This is a genomic window from Frigidibacter sp. RF13 (genome assembly GCF_026626305.1).
Lineage (GTDB): Bacteria > Pseudomonadota > Alphaproteobacteria > Rhodobacterales > Rhodobacteraceae > TMP-24.
In genome coordinates this window covers 918,934-941,618 of sequence record NZ_JAPNUE010000001.1, presented here as the reverse complement: position 1 = coordinate 941,618, position 22,685 = coordinate 918,934, and the positions used below count along the sequence as shown (strand labels likewise).

Genomic DNA, 22,685 nt, shown 5'->3' with positions numbered 1-22,685 from the left:
ACCGGGGCGGATCAGCCAAGCCCCGCGCGCCGCGACCGGAAGGCAGGCGCCGTTTCGGGCAAATCGCTGTTGAGCGCGTCGCGCAGAAGGCCGTCGAGCGTCACGCCGGAACCCGGCGCCTGCGGGCCGATGCACACGGCGCGCGCCCGGTCCTGCAGAAGCTCCAGCTGGTGATCGAGCCGCTCGAGGAAGGTTGACAGCATGTCCCGGTCGAGGTGCGTTGCGGGGTCCGCCAGCCAGGCGATCCAGCCCCGAAGGTTGCCGAGGGTGAGGATCACATCCTCGACCAGAAACCGTTCAAGCGCGGCCAACGTCGCCTCACCCATCATCGCACCCCTTTTCGTACCCGGTAAGAAATCTGCCCGAGAAACGCTAAGAAGCGGCTAACGGGTGCCCGGGGGCGAAGCGCGGCCCATCCACGGGGGAGGGGCATTGACTCTGCCCGCCGCTCCTCTATAAGCCCGCCGTCCCGGGTCGAGAGGCCCGGGGTTTTCATTGGTGTTGGTGGACCCCGCAAGGGGAAGCCTGTCGTCCCGTCCGGGAAACCGCGAGGGAAAAGGACAACGCCCTTCATAGCCTCCGTCAGGGGGCGGCACATAGAAGGAGATCAGCGGTGACCAAACGCACCTCTGCCAAGTACAAGATCGACCGCCGCATGGGCGAAAACATCTGGGGCCGTCCGAAGAGCCCCGTGAACCGCCGCGAATATGGCCCCGGCCAGCACGGCCAGCGCCGCAAGGGCAAGCTTTCCGATTTCGGTACCCAGCTCCGCGCCAAGCAGAAGCTGAAGGGCTATTACGGCGACCTGACCGAAAAGCAGTTCCGCCGCATCTACGCCGAAGCCGAACGGGTCAAGGGCGACACCGGTGCGAACCTCATCGGCCTGCTGGAGCGCCGTCTCGACGCGGTCGTCTATCGCGCCAAGTTCGTGCCGACCATTTTCGCCGCCCGCCAGTTCGTGAACCACGGCCATGTGACCGTGAACGGCACCCGCGTCAACATCGCCTCCTACCGGGTGAAGGAAGGCGACGTGATCGCTGTCCGCGACAAGTCGCGCCAGCTGGCGATCGTTCTGGAAGCCGTGGCGCTCGTCGAGCGTGACGTGCCGGATTATCTGGAAGCCGACCACCACAAGATGACCGCGACCTTCGTGCGCACCCCGGGCCTGGGCGACGTGCCCTATCCGGTGCAGATGGAACCGAACCTCGTGGTCGAATTCTACGCGAAGAACTGATCCTTCGCTGGACCGACGCACTCCGGAAAGGCCGCCCACTGGGCGGCCTTTTCCATTTCGGTCAGCGACTGGACCTACGGTCAGGCGTCCCCAAGCTCGTCGAAGCGCGCGCGGTAGACGCGGGGCGAGCATCCCGCGAAATCGCGGAAGGCTTCGGTAAAGGACGACACGGAATCATATCCGGTCGCGAAAGCGGTCTCGGCCACGCCCATCGGCTCGGATGCCAGAAGTTCCATCGCGCGGATCATACGGATCCTGCGCAGTGCCGCGCGCCACGTCAGGCCAAGTTCATCGGCACAATGACGGGCGAGGCTGCGCGGCGACAGACCGGCGGCTGCCGCGATCTCGGTCGCGCTGGGCCGTCCTTCGAGCGCCGCTGAAGTCAGATCGAGCGCCCGTCTGAGCGCCGGTGTCCGTGGGCTGCTGATCCAGGCCGGGGAAGGGGTCAGGGCGAGGTCGAGCGCCACCGCCCCAAGCGCAGAAAAGATCGCGCCCGCATAGCCTTCGCCCGGGCCCTCGGCGCCCCCGAGGCGCCGCGCTTCGCGCACAAGGCTGCGCGCCAGCGGCGACAGATCGAAGACTGCAAGGCCGCGTTCGGGTGCGGGAATGAATCCCTCGTCGAAGAGCACCGAGGCAGCCGCGACGGGTTGGGGAAGCGTGCAGTCGACCGGAACGCCCGCGCGGATCAGGGCTGCGCGGGCGGGGGGGAGCGACCATTCGCGGCCCTCTGCCTCCATCTTGAGCACACCTTTGACGGTGCAGAGCAGATAGTGCCGGTCCATCACGAACCGCTCGCGCGGCGCGGCGGGAAACTCCTGGGCGATGGCATCGGCACGGGGCTTTGACATGCGGTTCAGCATGGCGCGGATGTCAGACCGTCTCAAGCAGGTCCGCGGTGAACCGGCGACTTTCGGTCGCGCCGACCATCAGCGGACGCAGGGCAATGCCGCTTTCGGTAAAGGAGGGCGAGGCGACATAATTCGCGAAATCCTCCGCGCTGTCCCATTCGTGCTGGATGCAGATGCTGCCCGGCTGGCCGGACACGGTGAGGGCGCGGAAGCGGCGGCATCCTTTCATGCTGCGCACGGTCTCTGCCTCGTGGGCAAGGGCCGCAAGGGCGGTTAGCTGATCTTCGGGACGGGTCTGGAAGTCGACGATGGCGATGAACATTGGTCTCTCCGTTTGACAAAGTGGCTACACTTTCCGTGAAAAGCGGCGACGGTTCGCCCGGCCAACGGTCAAAAACAGTCCCCGAGCTGCCAATTCTGACCGAGACGCCACTAGCCTATCGCCCGACCGGTCGCTACAACGCCCGGGCATTGCCGGGAGTCGCTGCCAGATGTCCGAACCGATCCGTCCTCAGCCGGGGATCATGGAAATCGCGCTTTACGAGGGCGGTGCGGCGCAGGTCGCGGGCCTGTCGGACGCGATCAAGCTTTCCTCGAACGAAAATCCGTTCGGCCCATCGGACCGCGCCAAGGAAGCCTTTCAGCGCGCCGTCCACAAGCTGCACCGCTATCCCGGCACCGATCACAGATCGCTCCGCGAGGCGATCGGCGAGGCGCATGGGCTCGATCCCGAACGCATCATCTGCGGCACCGGGTCGGACGAGATCATCCATTTCCTCTGCCAGGCCTATGCGGGACCGCGCGACGAGGTGGTCTTCACCGAACACGGGTTCCTCATGTACCGCATCTCGGCCCTTGCCGCCGGGGCGACGCCTGTGGCGGTGAAGGAGCGGGAGCGGACGACAGATGTCGACGCGATCCTTGCCGCCTGCGGGCGGAAGACCAAGCTCGTCTTCATCGCCAATCCGAACAACCCGACCGGCACGATGATCGGCCCGGCCGAGGTCGAGCGGCTGGCGGCGGGCCTGCCGAAACAGGCGATCCTCGTCCTTGACGGCGCTTACGCCGAATATGTCGAAGGGTTCGATGGCGGAGCGGAACTGATCGGGCGGCGGTCGAACGTGGTAATGACCCGGACCTTTTCGAAGATCTACGGGCTGGGCGGTCTGCGCATCGGCTGGGGCTACGGGCCGAAACCGATCATCGATGTCCTCAATCGGATCCGCGGCCCCTTCAACCTGTCGGCCGCCCAGCAGGAGGCGGCGGAAGCCGCCGTGCGCGACCGCGAACATGTGGAACGCTGCCGCGAGGAGAACACAAGGATGCGCGCCTGGCTGGCCGAAGCCCTGGCCGAAAAGGGCGTGCCGTCCGACACGTCCTGCGCCAATTTCATCCTTGCCCGCTTCGCCGACGAGGCGGAAGCCACGGCTTGCGACCAGTATCTCCAGTCGCAGGGGCTGATCGTGCGCCGCGTCGCGGGCTACGGCCTGCCGCATTGCCTGCGGATCACCATCGGGGACGAGGCCTCCTGCCGCCGGGTCGCCCATGCGGTCGGCCAATTCAAGGCCGGAAAGGGCGCGGCATGAGCGTGATCTACGAAAGGGTCGCGCTGATCGGGCTTGGCCTCATCGCCTCGTCGATGGCGCATGCGACCAAACGGGCGGGTCTCGCCCGCCATATCGCGGGTCATGCCAAGACGGCTGCCACGCGCGCGACGGCGCTGGAGATCGGCTTTTGTGACAGCGTCCATGAAACCGCCGCCGATGCGGTCCGCGATGCCGACCTGATCGTGCTCGCCGTGCCGGTGGGCGCCATGGGCACCGTCTCGGCCGAGATCGCGCCGCATCTGAAGCCCGGCGCTACTATCACCGATGTGGGCTCAGTCAAGGCCGCCGTGGTCGAGGCGGTGGCGCCGCATCTGCCCGAAGGCGTGCATTTCGTGCCGGGCCACCCTCTCGCAGGGACCGAGCATTCCGGGCCGCGTTCGGGGTTTGCCACGCTCTTCGACAACCGCTGGACGATCCTGACCCCGGCAGAAGGCGGCGACGCGGCGGCGAGCGACCGTCTCGTGAGCTACTGGCAAGGTCTGGGCGCCCATGTCGACCAGATGGACGCCGCCCATCATGATCTCGTTCTGGCCGTCACCTCGCATACGCCGCACCTCATCGCCTATACGATGGTAGGCGTCGCTGATCACCTCAGGCGCGTCACCGAGAGCGAGGTCATCAAATATTCGGCGGCGGGTTTCCGCGACTTTACGCGGATTGCCGCTTCCGACCCCACCATGTGGCGCGACGTGTTCTTGACAAACAAGGAGGCGACGCTCGACATTCTGGGACGGTTCACCGAAGAGCTTTTCGTCTTGCAGCGGGCGATCCGCATGGGCGATGGCGATGCGCTCTTCGACTATTTCACCCGCACCCGCGCCATCCGGCGCGGGATCATCGAGGCGGGGCAGGATACGGCCGCACCGGATTTCGGGCGGGGAAAGGCAGGCGGATGAGGGGCTTCCGGCAGGGCACGAGGGCAGGTCTGGCGGTGGCGCTGATCGCTGTCGCACTGCCCACTCTGGCCGAAGCGCCGGTGAAGTCGCTGCGTCCGCCGGTCCGGCCAACGGGCCTTGCCCCTGCTGCGATCGCGGTTGCCGAGGCGACCTTGCCGGTCCAGGGCCCCGTGAGCCCGCTCGCCCCGCTGTCGTCGCCGCTGCCATTGCCGCGCGGCGCCTTGGTGGTGGCGGACGTGTCGCGCTTCGTCACGCCGACCGAGGTTTCCGCCCTGACCGCGCCGGGGCGCCATGCGCCGCTTGTTTCGCTCTTGCCGTTGGCGCGGCCCCGCGGGCTAGATACGGATGGCGGCGCCGACGAGATCGTACTTGCCGCCGCGCCCGCGCCGAAGAAGCGCGACAAGGCAAGCCGCAAGGGATCGGTCTGCGGCAACCCCGCGATCAAGGGCGAGGAGATTGCGCCGATCAAGGCGGCGGCGCGGGGCTGCGGGCTTGATGGCGGGGTCAAGGTCACTTCGGTCTCGGGCGTGGCGCTGTCGGCCCCCGGCAACATGGATTGCCGCACCGCCGAGGCGCTGAACGACTGGGTCGAGCGGGCGGTCATCCCGGCGGTCGGCTCGACCGGCGGCGGGGTGGCGAAGCTGCAGGTTGCGGCGACCTATGCTTGCAGGCCGCGCAACAATCAGAAGGGCGGCAAGATCAGCGAACATGGCAAGGGTCATGCGGTCGATATCTCTGGCCTGATCCTGGAAAACGGCAAGGTGATCAGCGTCCTGACCGATTGGGGCAGGGGGCGCGAGGGCAAGATCCTGAAGGCGATCCGCAAGGCGGCCTGCGGTGGCTTCACCACGGTGCTTGGGCCCGGATCAGACCGGTTCCATCGCGATCACCTGCATCTCGATACTGCGCGCGGGCGCGGCGCCTATTGCCGCTGAACCGCCCTAGAAACGCGGGGCGGGGCCCAGATAGGCGCCGCCGACCATCGCCATCCCGTCCTCGAAGCTGATCGGAACTGTCAGACTGCCGTCCTTGGAGCCTTGCGCCATCACCGCGAGGATATTCCGGATCTGGTCCGCCTGATCCGATGGCACGAGGCCGGTCGCGGCGGCGATGGCGAAGAGCGCCTCCCAGTTTCGTGCCTTCACCTCGATCCGGCCCTCGGCGAAACCGCCCGTATCGGCGGCCAACTCGCCCGTGATGTCGAGCGAGGTGTCGCCCCAGCCGAGATGACCCTCAATCTCGCGGAGCGCGAGAAGGCGCGGGGGGCTGGCAAGCGTCGCCTTGTCGATCCGGCGGTCGAAATCGGCGGCAGCCTGCAACCTGAGTTCTTCGGCCGCCGCGGGAAGGGTGACACCGGGATCGATCAATCCCTTGAGAACCGCGCCCGGAGCGAGGCCGGTCAGCAAGGCGGCCAGATCATAACTTGATTGCCCGCGGCCGCTCGGACGCGCGGCGAGGATCAGCTTCTCGACAGTGAGCGACAGGCCGGGGGCACGGGCGATCTCGACCTGGTGGCCCTCGACTTCGGCATGATCGAGCGGCAGCGAGAGCGTCGGCTCGGTCGCGACCGAGGCGCGGAGGTCCTCGCTGCGGATGGTCAGCGGCTCGCCGGCGATGCGGACGGATTGCTCCTTGGGCCAGACCGCGATCACCTGATTGGGATGGTAGGAGAGTGCCAGAAGCTGCAGGAAATCCGCCGACCAGCCGTTCGCCCCGTCGCTGCTGAGAAGGCGCGGCTTGTCGATCGTTATGTCGAAGCGTGAGGGGAATCCTTTGAGGGAGACATCCGCATAGTCGCCGACCCCCTCCGCCTTCAGCCCGTCGAGCGCCGCCTCCATCCCTGACAGCGCGGCGCGCGAGCCCACATACCAATAGCCGCCGTAGAGGGCGGCGAGCGTCATGGTCAGCCACAGGAGCAAGCGCATTCGGCCTCTCTTCCCTCGCCCGATGTTTCGGGGTTTATAGGGCGCGCGGACGGGAGAGGCCAGATGGCGGCGGATGTGGATCTTTGGGTGTTCGGCTACGGTTCGCTCATGTGGGACCCGGGCTTTGCCCATGTCCGGCGCGAAACGGCGCGGCTGCCCGGCTGGCACCGATCCTTCTGCATGACCTCGATCCACTATCGCGGCACGCCGGAAGCGCCGGGTCTGGTGCTGGCGCTGGATGCGGCTGAGGGCGCGGCCTGCGATGGTGTGGCCTTTGGTGTCACGGCAGAGGCGCGGGCCGAGGTTCTGGCCTATCTGCATGACCGCGAGCTGGTGTCGGATGCCTATCTCGAACGGCGTCTGCCGGTGCGGCTGGCGGACGGTGCGGAGGTCGAGGCGGTGACCTATGTGATCGATCATGACCATGTGCAGTACCGAGCGGGCCTGACGCTTGAGGAACAGGCAGCGATCATCGCGCGATCTTCGGGGCGCAATGGCACCAACGCCGATTATCTGTGGAATACGGTCGATCATCTTGGCGCGCTCGGCCTTGCCGACCCTGACCTCGACTGGCTCGCCGAACGGGTTCGGCGCATCAGGGCCGAGGGCTGAGCCGGGGCGCGGCTCGTCGTTGCACTGCGTGCCTCCTCGTCCGCGCGCCCGGGCTTCGGCCTCGTCTCTGCGCTTGGCAGGGGAAGCTCCCGCGCCTATTGTCGCGACCAGACAGGCAGGGACCGATGACGATGGACAGACCGGCGCGCCGTGCGGCGCCCTATTTCTCGCAGCCGTTCCAGCAGATCTTCATGATGCTGGTGATAACCGGTCTCGTCGGCGCCGGTGGCTATCTGGTCGCGGCCAAGGTCTGGCCGGTGATCCTGGAAAATCCTTGGTTGAACGGGCTGATCTTCGGGGTTTTTTTCTTGGGGATCCTGACCTGCTTCTGGCAGGTGATCGCGCTCGTCCGCTCGGTGCGCTGGATCGAGGGGCTGGCCTCGGGTCGCCCCGGACATGAAATCACCGTGCCGCCACGCCTTCTGGCGCCGCTCGCCCATCTTCTCAGGTCGCGCGGCACCAAGGGTGGCCATATCTCTTCCTCCGCCGCCCGGTCGATCCTCGATTCCGTCTCGGCCCGGATCGAGGAAGCGCGCGACCTCACGCGCTATCTGACCAACCTTCTGATCTTCCTCGGCCTTCTCGGCACGCTTTACGGCCTCTCGGTCACCGTCCCGGCCGTCGTCGACACGATCCGCGCGCTGGCGCCGAAGGAAGGCGAATCAAGCGCCGAGGTCTTCACCAAGCTGATGACCGGCCTCGAATCGCAATTGGGCGGCATGGGCATGGCCTTTTCCTCCTCGCTCATCGGGCTTGCGGGCTCTCTGGTCGTGGGGCTTCTGGAACTGTTCGCGAGCCATGGCCAGAACCGGTTTTACGGCGAACTGGAGGAATGGCTGTCGAGCTTCACCCGCCTGACTTTCGGCGGCACCGATACCGAGGGCGATGGCGCGAGCGCGGTCATTGCCGCCCTTGCCCAGCATCTGGAGGATCAGGCGGAGTTTTTCGCCGCCGCGCGCGAACAAGCCGAAGCGGACCGCCTGCGTGGCGAACAGGCGCTGGCAACGCTCACTGGCTCGATCGGCGTTCTGACGGAACGGCTGGAACGGGCGATGTCCTCGACCGGCAACACGTTCGAGCGGCTGGCAGAGGGCCAGGAACAGGTGGCGGCGCTATTGGCGGAGAAGGGCGGGGGAGAGGCGGGACCTGATGCCGAAAGCCGGATGCGGCTTCGGTCCATCGACACGCAGATGCTGCGACTGCTGGAGGAAGTGGCGGCGGGCCGGCAAGAGGCGCTTGGCGATCTGCGCGCCGATCTCGCCCAACTGACCCGTGCCGTCCGCTCGCTCGCGATGCGGGGCGAGGCGGGGCGGGGCGAGGCGGGCCCGGGCGAGCGGGGCTGAGCCATGGCAGGTCCGGGGCGCGGGCGATCAGGGCAGGCGGCGGCGATCTGGCCGGGGTTCCTCGACCTCATGACATCGCTCGTGATGGTCCTGATGTTCGTTCTGACCATCTTCATGATCCTGCAGTTCGCGCTGCGCGAGACGATATCAAATCAGGGCGACGAGCTTGCTGACCTCAATCAGCAGCTCGCGGGCCTTGCCGACAGTCTGGGAGTGGAGCGGGCGCGGACCGCCGAGCTGCAGACCGAGGTTGGCACGCTGACCGCGACGCTGGCCGCGCGTGTGGCGGACCTGTCGGCGGCCGATGGCCAGATCGACGCTTTCGAGGCGCAGGTCGCGGCCCTGCTGAGCGCTCAGGCCGCCAACCGGGCAACGATTTCCGCGCAGGAGGAAGCGGCACGGCTCGCGGAAGCGAAACGCGCGGCGCTCGAGGCTCTGGCCGCCGATCTGAAGGCCGAGGGAGAGAAGACCGCGGCGAAGCTGAGCGAGACAGAGGCCGCGCGTCTGACGGAAGCCGCAGCCGCTGCCGCGCTTCGAGAGAAGCTGAAATCCTCCGAGGATGAACTCACGGCGATGACGCTGGCGCTTGAGGCGCAGCGCAAGAAGGCCGAGGAGACGCTGACACTGCTCGCCGCAGCCGAGGCTGCGAAGAAGGAGCTTGATGCCGCCAAACTTGCTAGCCTCAGCGAGGCCGACCGCCAGAAAGCGCTTCTTGCGTTGGCAGAGGCCGAGCTGGGCAAGGAGAAAGCCTCGACTGCCGAGGCAGCGCGCAAGGTCACGCTTCTGAACGAACAGGTCGCGGCGCTGCGTGGCCAGCTTGGCGCGCTGCAGGACCTGCTCGATGCCTCCGCCGCCAAGGATGCCGATGCGAAAGTGCAGATCGAGGCGTTGGGCAGCCAGCTCAATTCCGCGTTGGCCCGCGTTGCCGCCGAGGAAAAGCGTAGGGCCGAGCTTGAGGAGGCGGAGAAGAAGCGGCTGGCTGAAGAGGCGCAGGCCGCCAAGGACGAGGCGAAGGAGCTGGCGAAATACCGGTCGGAGTTTTTTGGCAAACTGTCCGAGGTGCTTTCCGGGCGCGAAGGCGTACGTGTGGTGGGCGACCGGTTTGTCTTTTCTTCCGAGGTCCTGTTTGAACCTGGTGCGGCCGACCTTTCGCCCGAAGGAAAGAGCCAGATCGCCGGGGTTGTGGCGACCCTGCAGGAGGTCGCGGCGGTGATCCCGCCGGAAGTCGGCTGGATCATCCGGGTAGACGGCCATACCGACAACCTGCCGCTCTCCGGTTTCGGCGAGTTTCGCGACAATTGGGAACTCAGCCAGGCGCGGGCGCTGTCTGTCGTGCGCTATATGCAGGACGATCTCGGCTTCCCGCCGGAGAGGCTGGCGGCGACGGGGTTCGGTGAATATCAACCGGTCGCCGATGGGGATGCGCCCGAGGCGCGGGCACAGAACCGGCGCATCGAGCTTAAGCTTACCGAACGGTAGGGCGTGGCCCAGACCGCTGAATGGTCGGCGCTGCAAAGACCAAATCTCAGGACAGGCAAAGGGGAGCGCAGTGCGCTCCCCGACACGGCCCCTGGGGGCCTCGATGGCCCCCAAGGGCCGGGCTCGTCAGTCCGCCGTCAGAAGCGGCGGCTTCGATCCGGTGATACGCGGGCGCGAAGGCTCCTCGATATCGAGCGCGATGGCGCCGTCGCGCACCATCACCCTTACCACGCCGCCCTTGGTGAGGCGTCCGAACAGAAGCTCCTCCGCCAGGGGCTTCTTGATATGCTCCTGAATCACCCGGCCGAGCGGGCGGGCGCCCATCCGGTCGTCATAGCCCTTCTCGCCGAGCCAGGCGGCGGCTTCGGGCGAAAGCTCGATGTGGACATTGCGGTCCATGAGCTGCGCCTCAAGCTGCAGGACGAATTTCTCGACCACCTGCAGGATCACGTCACGCGGCAGCGCCGAGAAGGAGATGACGGCATCCAGACGGTTGCGGAATTCCGGCGTAAACGTCCGCTCGATCGCCGCCTGATCCTCGCCCTCGCGGCGGTCGCGGCCGAAGCCGATCGCAGCCTTGGCCTGTTCGGCGGCACCCGCATTCGAGGTCATGATAAGGATCACATTGCGGAAATCGACCTGCCGCCCGTTGTGGTCGGTCAGCTTGCCGTGATCCATCACCTGCAAGAGGATGTTGTAGACATCCGGGTGCGCTTTCTCAATCTCATCGAGAAGCAGCACGCAATGCGGATGCTGGTCGACGCCGTCGGTCAACATGCCGCCCTGGTCGAAGCCCACATAGCCGGGCGGCGCGCCGATCAGGCGGGAAACCGCGTGTTTCTCCATATATTCCGACATGTCAAAGCGCAGAAGCTCGACCCCGAGCGTTGACGCCAGCTGCTTCGCGACTTCGGTCTTGCCAACCCCCGTCGGCCCGGCGAACAGGTAGTTGCCGATGGGCTTTTCGGGTTCGCGCAGGCCAGCGCGGGCGAGCTTGATCGCCGACGACAGGGCCTCGATCGCCTTGTCCTGACCGAAAACCACGCGCTTCAGCGTCTTTTCCAGATCGCGCAGCACCTCGGCGTCGTCCTTCGAGACGTTGCGCGGGGGGATGCGGGCGATCTTGGCGACGACCGCCTCGATTTCTTTCGGGGTGATCGTCTTGCGGCGTTTGGATTCCGCGACCAGGTGCTGGGCCGCGCCCGCCTCGTCGATCACATCGATCGCCTTGTCGGGGAGCTTGCGGTCATGGATGTAGCGCGCGCTGAGTTCCACCGCCGACTTGATCGCATCCTTGGTGTAGTGCAGCTCGTGATGTTTCTCGAAATAGGGCTTCAGACCCATGAGGATCTTAACCGAATCCTCGACCGTCGGTTCATTCACGTCGATCTTCTGGAACCGGCGGGAAAGCGCGCGGTCCTTCTCGAAATGCTGGCGGAATTCCTTGTAGGTCGTGGACCCCATGCAGCGCAGCTTGCCGCCCTGCAGCGCGGGTTTCAGCAGGTTCGAGGCATCCATCGCCCCGCCCGAGGTGGCGCCTGCGCCGATCACAGTATGGATCTCGTCGATGAAGAGGATCGCGTCGGGGTGATCCTCAAGCTCTTTCACCACCGCCTTCAGCCGTTCCTCGAAATCGCCGCGATAGCGGGTGCCGGCCAGAAGCGCGCCCATGTCGAGCGAGAAGATCGTCGATTTTGACAGGATCTCCGGCGTCTCGCCCCGGGTGATCTTCAGCGCGAGACCCTCGGCGATGGCGGTCTTGCCCACGCCCGGATCGCCCACAAGAAGCGGGTTGTTCTTGCGCCGGCGGCAGAGGACCTGAATGCAGCGCTCGACCTCGGCATCGCGGCCGATCAGCGGGTCGACATCGCCCTTGCGGGATTTCTGGTTGAGGTCCACGCAATATTTGCCAAGCGCGCTTTCCTTGGCCTCGCCGCCTTCGGCCTCGCGCGGCTTGTGATCTTCCTCGCGCTCGGTCGCGCCGGTCACGGGGCGCGTCTCGCCGAAGGACGGGTCCTTGGCCACGCCATGGGCGATGAAATTCACCGCATCATAGCGCGTCATGTCCTGTTCCTGCAGGAAATAGGCGGCGTTCGATTCCCGCTCAGCAAAGATCGCGACGAGTACGTTGGCGCCGGTCACTTCGCTGCGGCCCGAGGACTGCACATGGATCGCGGCGCGCTGGATCACGCGCTGGAAGGCGGCGGTCGGCACCGCCTCGGACCCCTCGACATCGGTGACGAGGGTCGAGAGATCGTCGTCGATGAATTCCTGCAGCGTCTTTCGCAGCTCATCAAGATCGACGGAGCAGGCCCGCATCACCTTGGCCGCGTCCGGTTCATCGATCAATGCCAGAAGCAGATGTTCGAGCGTCGCGAGCTCGTGCCGTCGGGCATTGGCAAGCGCCAGCGCCGAATGGATTGCCTGTTCGAGAGTGTTCGAGAATGACGGCACCTGCGTGCTCCTTTCTTCCGGGCGAGTCGGGGCTTTGCCTCCTCCTCACCTTGGCCTCATACCTTTAAAGTTCGGTGGAATTCCGGCGGCTTCAAGGGGAAAGTGGCAGATTTTGGTTAGAGCCGGGTCCGGACATCCAAAATGTGATCGTTTCGTGACCAATTGGCAAAGGCGCCGGACTTTGGCGCCCCTCCTGAATGCGTTCTATCGCTGCTCGATCGGTTGAGTGATTTCGTCGCGATCACCTTGGGGTGGTTGCGCTGTGGCTGAGCTAGGCGCTATGAGTTTATTGATGGGTCCTGTGCAAGGAGGTTCAGAGTTGAATTTCCATGAGCGCGAGTATTGCGTGTATGCCTTCTTTGCTGGATTGGATGCCCCAAAACCATGGCTGCACTCGACTTGGCTTTCTATTGTCGAAGCAACCTCCGCTGTCTTCAACGCAGCCCGTGATCACGGTGCGGTGCGCTGCACGCAGTACGATTTAGCCTCTCCAAATTCGCCAGCCATCTCATTCGGACGCATCGGACACAATGCAAGAGGCGCCGCAAAGTGGACGCATGAGACTGACGGCAGACTAGTTTCTGGCAGCCAAGCGCGTTTTCAATCGGCTGAGGTATGGGCTCCGAACTGGAATGCGTGCGTACGCGACCTGCTGGCTGCCGACGCGTACCTTTGCGTTTCCAATCGCCTCGCATGGGCTCGTGCGCCCGACAGTGGTGCAATAAGATTCCCGGCCGTGTGCATCTTTGCGGTCGCTACAGACCTTGGAGAGCAGACCCGCCAAGATGGGCGACGCGCCGGCGCGTCGCTGTCCTCAATCTTGAAATCGCCTTTAGGCTTCGTTGGCGTGCGACCATGGGGCTTTGCATCTCTCGGCGGTTTTACCGACGCCATTAACGATCTCGAGCTCGTCGAACCCTTTCGTCCACCGTTGCGAAGCCGCGATGATCCGTCGCTGTCCATGCTTAGGGGGAACTGGACGCCGTTTCGGGATAGCCTCTCATGACAGCTACAAAGTAGGGCGCATGCGGATATTTCTGCCTTGCCAGCAGCGATTGTATGCAGCGTCCCAATCGCAGGAATCGGTGCCGTGTGCTGCCGTTACTTCGCGCTTTCGATCGTGAGCTCGCGTCGGCGGGCTGGCAGGCCTCCTCCCAATGCGCTGTTGCACGAGATGCACTGCACCAAAACCCTGCAGTGACGAGGAAGGCCTCAGAACCGGTCCTTCAGGGCCCGGAGGTGTGCGAAGACTCTGGTATCCGACGCGCCCTCAAGGCCGACGCGAGCCTTCATCGCCTGGTCCGTCGCGCGGAGGAAAGGGTTCGTCGCCCTTTCCTCGGCCAGCGTCACCGGCACCGTTGCCTCGCCCCGTGCCCTCAGCGCCGCAACCCGCGCGGCGCGGTCCAGCAGGGCGGCATTGTCGGGATCGACCGAGAGGGCGAAGCGGATGTTCGACTGGGTATATTCGTGACCCGAACAGACGAGTGTTCCCTCGGGCAGGGCCGCGAGTTTCGAAAGGCTGTCCCACATCTGGTCCGGCGTGCCCTCGAACAGCCGACCGCAACCGCAGGACATCAGGCTGTCGGCGGTAAAGACGACGGCGCTGTCGGGGAAGTGGAAAGCGATATGACCCACTGTATGGCCCGGTACTTCGATCACATGGCCCATGCCCATGCCCAGAAGCACGGTGTCACCCTCGCTCACGGCCTCGTCGAGGGGCGGCAAACGGTGGGCGTCCGCCGCCGCGCCGATTACCCGTGCGCCGGTTGCCGCCGCCAGCGCCTCGACCCCAGCGATGTGATCGTCATGGTGATGGGTGATCAGGATATGGCTCGCCTTCCAGCCACGCGCAGCCAGCGCGTTAAGAATGGGTGTCGCCTCTGGCACGTCGATCACTGCCGTCGTCCCCGTCGCCGCATCATGGGCGAGGTAGGCGTAATTGTCCGTAAGGCAGGGAATGGTGACTATTTCGAGAGGCATGGCGTTCGCGACTTTTGACGGTATGGTACGGGCGGCGTTTGACTGAAACCACTCTGACCGAGGCCCGGGACCGGCGCAATGCATCTTGATGTGCATGATCTGCGGAATTTCTACTACAGGACCCAGCTTGGCCGGGTGGCCCAGAAAGCGGTCCGCGACCGGGTGGTCGAGCTCTGGCCCGACGCCAAGGCGCAGACCGTGGTGGGGTTCGGTTTCGCCGTGCCGCTGCTGCGGCCCTATCTGGAAAATGCGCGCCGGGTGATCGGGCTGATGCCCGGGCCGCAGGGGGTGATGCCCTGGCCTGCCGGCATGGCCAATGTCTCGGTCCTGTGCGAGGAGGTCCAGTGGCCTATCGAGACGGGCATGGTCGACCGGCTGGTGGTGATGCACGGGCTGGAAACCTCGGACCGGCCGACGGCGCTTCTGGAGGAATGTTGGCGCGTCCTCGGCCCCGGGGGCCGGGCGCTTTTCATTGTCACCAACCGCTCCGGCCTCTGGGCGCGGTCGGATGCGACGCCCTTCGGACACGGGCGACCCTATACGATGCGCCAGCTCGACGCGCAGTTGCGCCAGAACGGTTTCACCACCGAAAGGTTCGAGACCGCGCTTTTCGCCCCGCCGTCGGAACGGCGCTTCTGGCTCAGGACCGCGCAGATGTGGGAACGGGCCGGTCGCCGGGTGCAGCGGCTTCTGGCGGGAGGCGTTCTGATGATCGAAGTCTCCAAGCAGATCCATGCACCGATCCGGCCTGGCCTGCGGGCGGTCGTTAAGCGGCCGCTGAAGGCGATCGAGGGGCTGCCGAAACCGACGCCCGCGCCGGTGTGATGACGGTGTGATTCTGCCCAGCCGCCCGGTCGGAGGGGGCTAGAGCCCCCGTCTTGTCCCGCTTGCCGCGCTGTGACCGCTAAAGGCCGGAAAAAGGCCATGACAGGCAATCAAAAACTCGCTCCGGGGCGGTTGCGGGGCAGGGGGCTCTCTGATAGAGGGGCACGCAATTGAGGCGCGCGCCACCGGTGCGCGCACTGGGGATGCCTTGGCCGGACCGCAGGCCGCCGGGCGCAACAATCGGAAGGGTGGACGTGTCCGAAACAGCTTCGACAGCTTCCGGGATCGCAGGGCGCTATGCGCTGGCTGTCTTCGATCTCGTCAAAGAGGCCAAAGGCGTCAAGGCGCTTGAGGCGGATGTGGCGGCTCTCGGTGCCGCGCTGAACGACAGCGCCGATTTCCGGGCGCTGATTTCCTCGCCGGTCTATTCGCGCGAAGAGCAGGGCGCCGCGATTGCGGCCATTGCCGCGAAGATGAAACTTTCGGACGTTCTGGCGAAGACGCTGGGCCTTCTGGCCGCGAACCGCCGCCTGTTCGTTCTGCCGCAGCTCCTGTCGTCGCTGACGGCGATGATCGCGGACGAAAAGGGTGAGGTGACCGCCGATGTCACTGCCGCCGCCGCGCTGACCACCGCGCAGTCGAAGAAACTCGCCGCCAGCCTCAAGGCTTCGGTCGGCAAGGACGTGAACCTGAATGTCTCCGTCGATGAAAGCCTCATCGGCGGTCTTATCGTCAAGGTGGGCTCGAAGATGATCGATACCTCGATCCGCTCGAAGCTCGCTTCACTCCAGAATGCCATGAAAGAGGTCGGATAATGGGAATCCAAGCCGCAGAGATCTCTGCAATCCTTAAGGAGCAGATCAAGAACTTCGGTCAGGAAGCCGAAGTCGCCGAAGTGGGTCGTGTGCTGTCCGTTGGTGACGGTATCGCCCGCGTCCACGGCCTCGACAATGTTCAGGCCGGCGAGATGGTGGAATTCCCCGGCGGCATCCGTGGCATGGCGCTGAACCTTGAAGTCGACAACGTCGGTATCGTTATCTTCGGCGATGACCGTTCGATCAAGGAAGGCGACACGGTCAAGCGCACGAAGGCCATCGTGGACGTGCCGGTGGGTGACGAACTGCTTGGCCGCGTCGTCGACGCGCTGGGTAACCCGATCGACGGCAAGGGCCCGCTGAAGACCAAGAAACGCTCGGTCGCCGACGTGAAGGCCCCGGGCATCATTCCGCGCAAGTCGGTGCACGAGCCGATGGCGACGGGCCTCAAGTCGGTCGACGCGATGATCCCGATTGGCCGTGGCCAGCGCGAACTGATCATCGGCGACCGCCAGACCGGCAAGACCGCGATCGCGCTCGACACGATCCTGAACCAGCAATCCTACAATACGGCTGCTGGCGACGACGAGGGCAAGAAGCTTTACTGCGTCTATGTCGCCATCGGGCAAAAGCGCTCGACCGTCGCGCAGCTGGTGAAGAAGCTCGAAGAAACCGGCGCGATCGCCTATTCGATCGTCGTGGCCGCGACCGCTTCGGACCCGGCGCCGATGCAGTTCCTCGCGCCCTATTCGGCAACCGCCATCGCGGAATATTTCCGCGACAACGGCCGCCACGCGCTGATCATCTATGATGACCTCTCCAAGCAGGCTGTCGCCTACCGCCAGATGTCGCTCTTGCTGCGCCGTCCGCCGGGCCGTGAAGCCTATCCGGGCGACGTTTTCTACCTGCACTCGCGCCTTCTGGAACGTTCGGCCAAGCTTGGCGACGCTTCGGGCAATGGTTCGCTGACGGCGCTGCCGATCATCGAAACCCAGGGCGGCGACGTGTCGGCCTTCATTCCGACCAACGTGATCTCGATCACCGACGGCCAGATCTTCCTGGAAACCGAACTCTTCTACCAGGGCATCCGCCCGGCCGTGAACACCGGTCTCTCGGTGTCGCGCGTTGGTTCGTCCGCTCAGACGAACGCGATGAAATCGGTCGCGGGTCCGGTGAAGCTCGAACTTGCCCAGTACCGCGAAATGGCCGCCTTCGCCCAGTTCGGTTCCGACCTTGACGCCGCGACCCAGAAGCTTCTGAACCGCGGTGCGCGTCTGACCGAACTGATGAAGCAGCCGCAGTACTCGCCGTTGACCAACGCCGAGATCGTCTGCGTGATCTTCGCGGGCACCAAGGGCTATCTCGACAATATCCCGGTCAAGGATGTCGGCCGCTATGAGGCGGGCCTCCTGAAGCACCTGCGCACCAATGCCAAGGACCTGCTGGACTGGATCACCAAGACCGACCCCAAGATCAAGGGCGAGGCCGAAGACAAGATCCGCGCGGCGCTGGACGCTTTCGCCAAGACCTTCGCGTAAGGCCGGGGTAGGGACAGGGACATGCCCAGCCTAAAGGACCTCAAGAACCGGATCGCCAGCGTCAAGTCGACGCGGAAGATCACGAAGGCCATGCAGATGGTCTCGGCGGCCAAGCTCCGCCGGGCCCAGGATGCGGCCGAAGCCGCTCGTCCTTACGCCGAGCGGATGAATGCGGTCATGTCGGGCCTCGCGTCCGGCATGGCAGGCGCCGAGAACGCGCCTCGGCTTCTGGCCGGGACGGGTGCGGACAAGGTGCAGCTTCTGGTCGTGATGACCGCCGAACGCGGCCTCTGCGGCGGCTTCAACTCGACCATCGTGCGGCTTGCCCGTGCGAAGGCGAACGAGCTGATTGCCCAGGGCAAGACGGTCAAGATCCTGACCGTCGGCAAGAAGGGCCGCGAGCAGCTGAAGCGCGACTTCGCCGACAAGTTCGTGGGTCACCACGACCTGAGCGAAGTCAAGAGGATGGGCTATGATGTGGCCCAGCGGATCGCCAAGGATATCCTGACGCGGTTCGAGGCGGGCGAGTTCGACGTCGCCACGATCTTCTACAACCGCTTCCAGTCGGTCATCAGCCAGATCCCGACCGCCAAGCAAGTGGTCCCCGCCTCGTTCGAGGAAGCAGCGGGCGCATCGGCCCAGTATGACTATGAACCGAGCGAAGAGGGCATCCTCGCGGACCTGTTGCCGCGTGGCGTGGCGACCCAGGTCTTCACCGCCCTTCTGGAAAACGGCGCCTCCGAACAGGGCGCCCGGATGAGCGCGATGGACAATGCGACCCGCAACGCGGGCGACATGATCAACAAGCTCACCATCCAGTTCAACCGCTCGCGCCAGGCCGCGATCACCAAAGAGCTTATCGAAATCATTTCGGGCGCCGAGGCGCTCTAACGGAACCGGAGAAACCAAATGGCTAAAGCGAAAGCAGCAGCAGCAACGGGTGCGACGGGCCGCGTGACGCAGGTCATCGGCGCTGTCGTTGACGTGCAGTTCGACAATGCGCTTCCGGCGATTCTGAACGCGCTGGAAACCACCAACAACGGCAAGCGGCTGGTCCTGGAAGTGGCCCAGCACCTGGGCGAGAACACCGTCCGTACCGTCGCGATGGACGCGACCGAAGGCCTCGTGCGCGGCGCCGCCGTGACCGACCTCGGCGCGCCGATCCAGGTGCCGGTGGGTAACGCGACCCTGGGCCGCATCCTGAACGTCATCGGCGAGCCGGTCGACGAAAAGGGTCCGGTGAGGGCCAAGGAACATCGCGCCATCCACCAGCCGGCGCCGGAATTCGCGGCCCAGTCGACCTCGTCGGAAATCCTCGTGACCGGCATCAAGGTCATCGACCTTCTCGCCCCCTACTCGAAGGGCGGCAAGATCGGCCTCTTCGGCGGCGCGGGCGTGGGCAAGACGGTTCTGATCATGGAACTGATCAACAACATCGCCAAAGTGCACTCGGGCTTCTCGGTGTTCGCAGGCGTTGGCGAGCGGACCCGTGAAGGCAACGACCTTTACCACGAGATGATCGAATCCGGCGTTATCGTGCTGGACGATCTGGAGAAATCCAAAGTGGCCCTCGTCTACGGCCAGATGAACGAACCGCCGGGCGCGCGTATGCGCGTTGCGCTCTCGGGTCTGACGCTCGCGGAGCAGTTCCGCGACCAGTCGGGGACGGACGTTCTCTTCTTCGTCGACAACATCTTCCGCTTCACGCAGGCGGGTTCGGAAGTGTCGGCGCTTCTCGGCCGTATCCCTTCGGCGGTGGGCTACCAGCCGACGCTCGCGACCGACATGGGCGCGATGCAGGAACGCATCACCTCGACCAAGGCGGGCTCGATCACCTCGGTGCAGGCCATCTACGTTCCGGCCGACGACCTTACCGACCCGGCGCCTGCGACCTCGTTCGCCCACCTCGACGCCACGACCGTTCTGTCGCGTGCGATCTCCGAGCTTGGCATCTACCCGGCCGTTGACCCGCTGGACTCTACCTCGCGGATCCTCGACCCGGCCGTTGTGGGCGAAGAGCACTACAACGTCGCGCGTTCGGTCCAGGGTATCCTTCAGCGCTACAAGTCGCTGCAGGACATCATCGCGATCCTCGGGATGGACGAACTTTCGGAAGACGACAAGCTGACCGTGGCTCGCGCCCGGAAGATCCAGCGCTTCCTCAGCCAGCCCTTCGACGTGGCCAAGGTCTTCACCGGCTCGGACGGCGTTCAGGTGCCGCTCGAAAAGACCATCGCCTCGTTCAAGGCGGTTGTCGACGGCGAGTACGACCACCTGCCGGAAGCCGCCTTCTACATGGTTGGCGACATCGAGGAAGTGAAAGCCAAGGCGCAGCGTCTGGCCGCTGAAGCGGCGTAAGGGGGCGAAATGGCCGATATGATGCAGTTCGACCTCGTGACACCGGAGCGCAAGCTTGCGTCTCTTCAGGTGCGCGAGGTCCGCATTCCCGGCGCGGACGGGGATCTGACGGCCATGCCTGACCATGCGCCGATGATCACCACGCTCCGCCCCGGTGTTCTTTCGGTCGTTTCGGCCGAAGGCACCCAGTCCTACGCTGTCACCGGCGGCTTCGCCGAAGTCTCTTCGGCCGGCGCCTCGGTTCTGGCTGAGCGTGCAATGCCCGCAGCGGAAGTTTCCGCTGTGGCGCTTGACGAGATGATCGCGGAAGCTTCGTCCGCGGCTTCGGGCGCGGCGGGCGACGCGAAGGATGTTGCCGACAAGCTCGTCGCCGACATGCAGGCCCTGAAAGTTGCGCTCGGCCTCTGAGGTCACACGTCAAACGCGAAAATGCCCCGGCGTCACGTCGGGGCTTTTTTTTTGATGAGCCGCCGCTAAAGTCCCCCGACGTTTTACGGGGTAGGATCGATGAAGCGATTGGCGTCCCATTTGCTGGGGGTGGAACAGGGGTCGATTGTCCTGTTCTCGGACTTCAAGGATGGCGGCGCCATGTGGACGGGCGATGGACCGCGCGAGTTGCGCCGTCTTGTCGAGTTCAGCGAGCCCTTTATCGGCGATCCGATCGTGCAGGTATCGCTGTCGATGTGGGATATGGATCAGAAGACCAACCAGCGCGCCGATATATCCGCCGAGATGGTCAATGCCGAAGGATTCGTGATCGTCTTCCGCACCTGGGGGGACACAAGGGTGGCGCGAGTGCGCGCCGACTGGCTCGCCATGGGCGAGGTGCGGGCCGAGGACGATTGGGAGATCGACTGAGCCCTAGCGTCGCTTGTCAGGATGTTTGCCAGACGGTTTGCCGGACGGTTTGGTCGATTTCGGCTTCATGCCTGACCGGCGCGGTTTCTTCCAGCTTTTCGCCTTTCCGTCCGCTTCGGCGGCGGCAGGGCCGCGCTTACCGTCGAAGGGCCGTTTCGGTTTTCGCTCCGGCGCGGCGGCAGGCTCGTCCTTCAAGAGTTCCGCGAGCGCAGCTTCGTCGCCGGGGCGGGTGGTCGGGCGCGGCCTGTCGCCCTTCTGATATTTCGCTTTCCGGGCGGGTGCCTCCGCTGGCTTGTCCGCCGCCGCTGCAGGCCGCTCGGGCGCGAAGGGCGGATTGGCCAGCGGCTGGATTGTCACGCCGCCTTCCAGTTCACGCGCGGCCCCAAGGCGTTTCAGCATCGGCTTGACCGCCTCTTCGGCGATCTCGACGAAAGTTTCCTGTTCCTGCACCCGGATCGCGCCGACATCTGTGCGGCCAAGGCCAGCGGTCCGGCAGAGCATCGGCAGCACCCAGCGCGGTTCGGCATTGGCATTGCGGCCGACCGACAGCGCAAACCAGCGGCTCGGCCCGAAACTTCCGGGCTCGCGCGGTTGCGTGCCCTGCAATTCCTCAGGTGCGCTGCGCTGGCTCATGTAGAGCCGGACGAAGGCGGCGGCGATGCGCCGCGCGTTCTGGCCGTTCAGAAGCCGCGCGGCCAGCGCCGCTTCGCGCTCGCTCACTTCTTCCAGCCAGACCGGGTCGGCGATCAGCCGTTCCTCATCGCGGGCGCGGACGGCATCGGCCGAGGGCGGATCAACCCAGTCGGCATTGACCTTGGCGAAGCGCAGCAGGCTTTCGGCCTTGCGGCGCGCATTCTTGCCCACGATCAGCGCGCTGATCCCCTTGCGACCGGCGCGGCCCGTGCGGCCCGACCGGTGCAGAAGCGTTTCGCCATTCGTGGGCAGATCGGCGTGGATCACCAGTTCAAGGTTCGGCAGATCGATGCCGCGCGCGGCGACGTCGGTCGCCACGCAAACCCGGGCGCGGCCATCGCGCATTGCCTGTAGCGCATGGCTCCGCTCCTGTTGCGAAAGCTCGCCCGACAGGGCAACCACCTGGAAGGCACGGTTCGAAAGCCGTGTGGTCAGCCGGGCAACGGCGGCGCGTGTGTTACAGAAGATGATGGCATTCTGCGCCTCGTGATAGCGCAGAAGGTTGACGATCGCATGATCGGCATCAGCCATCGCTACCTGCATCGCTTGATAGGAAATGTCGGCATGCTGGCTGCCCGAAGCGGCGACCTGCAGACGAAGCGCGTCCTTCTGGAACTCCTGCGCGAGCTTCTCGATGGCCTTCGGCACGGTGGCCGAGAACATAAGCGTCCGGCGACCTTCTGGAGCGGCGCCGAGGATGAATTCCAGATCCTCGCGGAAACCGAGATCGAGCATCTCGTCAGCCTCGTCGAGAACGACCGCGCGCACTGCCGAGAGATCGAGCGTGCCGCGCAAAAGATGGTCCTTCAGGCGCCCCGGCGTGCCGACGACGATATGCGCTCCGCGCTCCAGCGCCCGGCATTCGTCGCGAATGTCCATGCCGCCGACACAGGAGGCGAAACGTGCGCCGGTCGTCTCATAAAGCCAGCCAAGTTCACGCTTCACCTGCAGGGCCAGTTCGCGCGTCGGTGCGATCACAAGCGCGGCGGGGCTTTCGGCCGGACCGAACCTGCCCTCGTCGGCAAGGATCGTCGGTGCGATCGCCAGCCCGAAGCCCACGGTCTTGCCCGATCCGGTTTGCGCCGAGACCAAAAGGTCGCGGCCGGTGTCGGCCGCCACAACGGCCTCCTGGACCGGCGTTAGCTGACTGTAGCCACGCGCCTGAAGCGCATCGGCGAGGGCGGGGGCAAGGCGGGGCAGGGTCATGGCACTCATTTCAG

The 22,685-nt window shown here is 65.2% G+C and carries 22 protein-coding genes; 15 read left to right on the top strand and 7 right to left on the bottom strand.

From position 1 onward, the window contains the following. Positions 1-11 precede the first annotated feature (11 nt). The gene (locus OU426_RS04610) at positions 12-326 is read right to left on the bottom strand and encodes a hypothetical protein (protein WP_267632679.1); all 315 of its coding nucleotides are present in this window, start codon (positions 324-326) and stop codon (positions 12-14) included. A gap of 287 nt (positions 327-613) precedes the next feature. On the opposite strand from OU426_RS04610, the gene rpsD reads away from it, so the two are divergent. Further along, positions 614-1,234 (top strand): 30S ribosomal protein S4, encoded by a 621-nt coding sequence (gene rpsD, locus OU426_RS04605; RefSeq protein WP_267632678.1) that lies wholly within the window; start codon positions 614-616, stop codon positions 1,232-1,234. An 80-nt stretch (positions 1,235-1,314) separates the two neighbouring features. On the opposite strand, the gene OU426_RS04600 is transcribed toward rpsD, so the two are convergent. Both OU426_RS04600 and OU426_RS04595 read right to left on the bottom strand, forming a co-directional pair. Continuing rightward, positions 1,315-2,082, bottom strand: coding sequence for an AraC family transcriptional regulator (locus OU426_RS04600; RefSeq protein WP_267632677.1), 768 nt, complete (start codon positions 2,080-2,082; stop codon positions 1,315-1,317). A gap of 22 nt (positions 2,083-2,104) precedes the next feature. Then, positions 2,105-2,404: a putative quinol monooxygenase gene (locus tag OU426_RS04595; RefSeq protein ID WP_267632676.1), complete on the bottom strand. Its 300-nt coding sequence runs from the start codon at positions 2,402-2,404 to the stop codon at positions 2,105-2,107. Between the two features lie 169 nt (positions 2,405-2,573). Between OU426_RS04595 and hisC the strand changes: the two genes are divergently transcribed. From hisC to OU426_RS04580, 3 genes are read left to right on the top strand one after another with little or no spacing between them, the layout of a single operon-like run. Then, positions 2,574-3,668, top strand: coding sequence for a histidinol-phosphate transaminase (hisC, locus tag OU426_RS04590; RefSeq protein WP_267632675.1), 1,095 nt, complete (start codon positions 2,574-2,576; stop codon positions 3,666-3,668). Next, positions 3,665-4,585, top strand: a complete 921-nt coding sequence (locus OU426_RS04585) for a prephenate/arogenate dehydrogenase family protein (protein WP_267632674.1) — start codon at positions 3,665-3,667, stop codon at positions 4,583-4,585. Before hisC ends, OU426_RS04585 begins: the two co-directional genes overlap by 4 nt. Next, positions 4,582-5,520 (top strand): extensin-like domain-containing protein, encoded by a 939-nt coding sequence (locus tag OU426_RS04580; protein WP_267632673.1) that lies wholly within the window; start codon positions 4,582-4,584, stop codon positions 5,518-5,520. Before OU426_RS04585 ends, OU426_RS04580 begins: the two co-directional genes overlap by 4 nt. A gap of 6 nt (positions 5,521-5,526) precedes the next feature. On the opposite strand, the gene OU426_RS04575 is transcribed toward OU426_RS04580, so the two are convergent. Next, a complete protein-coding gene (locus tag OU426_RS04575) occupies positions 5,527-6,510 on the bottom strand; it encodes a DUF2125 domain-containing protein (RefSeq protein WP_267632672.1) in 984 nt (327 codons plus the stop codon). 63 nt (positions 6,511-6,573) lie between these two features. Here OU426_RS04575 and OU426_RS04570 point away from each other — a divergent pair, with 63 nt between their 5' ends. From OU426_RS04570 to OU426_RS04560, 3 genes are all read left to right on the top strand, one after another. After that, complete coding sequence (locus tag OU426_RS04570) at positions 6,574-7,122, top strand: gamma-glutamylcyclotransferase (RefSeq protein WP_267632671.1); 549 nt, start codon at positions 6,574-6,576, stop codon at positions 7,120-7,122. Between the two features lie 125 nt (positions 7,123-7,247). Beyond that, a complete protein-coding gene (locus OU426_RS04565) occupies positions 7,248-8,465 on the top strand; it encodes a biopolymer transporter ExbB (RefSeq protein WP_267632670.1) in 1,218 nt (405 codons plus the stop codon). A gap of 3 nt (positions 8,466-8,468) precedes the next feature. Then, complete coding sequence (locus tag OU426_RS04560) at positions 8,469-9,944, top strand: peptidoglycan -binding protein (protein WP_267632669.1); 1,476 nt, start codon at positions 8,469-8,471, stop codon at positions 9,942-9,944. Positions 9,945-10,070: 126 nt separating this feature from the next. Here the strand turns inward: OU426_RS04560 and clpA are convergent, their stop codons facing one another. Further along, on the bottom strand, positions 10,071-12,398 hold the full coding sequence (clpA, locus tag OU426_RS04555; protein WP_267632668.1) for an ATP-dependent Clp protease ATP-binding subunit ClpA: 2,328 nt from the start codon (positions 12,396-12,398) through the stop codon (positions 10,071-10,073). Positions 12,399-12,717: 319 nt separating this feature from the next. On the opposite strand from clpA, the gene OU426_RS04550 reads away from it, so the two are divergent. Further along, positions 12,718-13,404 (top strand): hypothetical protein, encoded by a 687-nt coding sequence (locus tag OU426_RS04550; protein WP_267632667.1) that lies wholly within the window; start codon positions 12,718-12,720, stop codon positions 13,402-13,404. 206 nt (positions 13,405-13,610) lie between these two features. Here OU426_RS04550 and gloB read toward each other — a convergent pair whose 3' ends face one another. Continuing rightward, on the bottom strand, positions 13,611-14,378 hold the full coding sequence (gene gloB / locus OU426_RS04545; RefSeq protein WP_267632666.1) for a hydroxyacylglutathione hydrolase: 768 nt from the start codon (positions 14,376-14,378) through the stop codon (positions 13,611-13,613). Between the two features lie 78 nt (positions 14,379-14,456). On the opposite strand from gloB, the gene OU426_RS04540 reads away from it, so the two are divergent. The 7 genes from OU426_RS04540 to OU426_RS04510 all read left to right on the top strand — a co-directional run bounded on the left by OU426_RS04540 (position 14,457) and on the right by OU426_RS04510 (position 20,772). Then, positions 14,457-15,203 (top strand): class I SAM-dependent methyltransferase, encoded by a 747-nt coding sequence (locus OU426_RS04540; protein WP_267632665.1) that lies wholly within the window; start codon positions 14,457-14,459, stop codon positions 15,201-15,203. Positions 15,204-15,457: 254 nt separating this feature from the next. Continuing rightward, positions 15,458-16,018 (top strand): F0F1 ATP synthase subunit delta, encoded by a 561-nt coding sequence (locus OU426_RS04535; protein ID WP_267632664.1) that lies wholly within the window; start codon positions 15,458-15,460, stop codon positions 16,016-16,018. Next, on the top strand, positions 16,018-17,556 hold the full coding sequence (atpA, locus tag OU426_RS04530; RefSeq protein ID WP_267632663.1) for a F0F1 ATP synthase subunit alpha: 1,539 nt from the start codon (positions 16,018-16,020) through the stop codon (positions 17,554-17,556). The genes OU426_RS04535 and atpA overlap by 1 nt, the downstream gene beginning before the upstream one ends. Before the next feature lie 21 nt (positions 17,557-17,577). Continuing rightward, positions 17,578-18,447, top strand: coding sequence for a F0F1 ATP synthase subunit gamma (locus OU426_RS04525; RefSeq protein ID WP_267632662.1), 870 nt, complete (start codon positions 17,578-17,580; stop codon positions 18,445-18,447). Between the two features lie 18 nt (positions 18,448-18,465). Beyond that, positions 18,466-19,914, top strand: coding sequence for a F0F1 ATP synthase subunit beta (atpD, locus tag OU426_RS04520; RefSeq protein WP_267632661.1), 1,449 nt, complete (start codon positions 18,466-18,468; stop codon positions 19,912-19,914). 9 nt (positions 19,915-19,923) lie between these two features. After that, positions 19,924-20,322, top strand: a complete 399-nt coding sequence (locus tag OU426_RS04515; protein ID WP_267632660.1) for a F0F1 ATP synthase subunit epsilon — start codon at positions 19,924-19,926, stop codon at positions 20,320-20,322. Between the two features lie 99 nt (positions 20,323-20,421). Further along, a complete protein-coding gene (locus OU426_RS04510) occupies positions 20,422-20,772 on the top strand; it encodes an H-type lectin domain-containing protein (protein WP_267632659.1) in 351 nt (116 codons plus the stop codon). 3 nt (positions 20,773-20,775) lie between these two features. On the opposite strand, the gene OU426_RS04505 is transcribed toward OU426_RS04510, so the two are convergent. Then, entirely contained in the window at positions 20,776-22,671 is a 1,896-nt protein-coding gene (locus tag OU426_RS04505; protein ID WP_267632658.1) for a DEAD/DEAH box helicase, read from the bottom strand. Between the last annotated feature and the right edge of the window lie 14 nt (positions 22,672-22,685).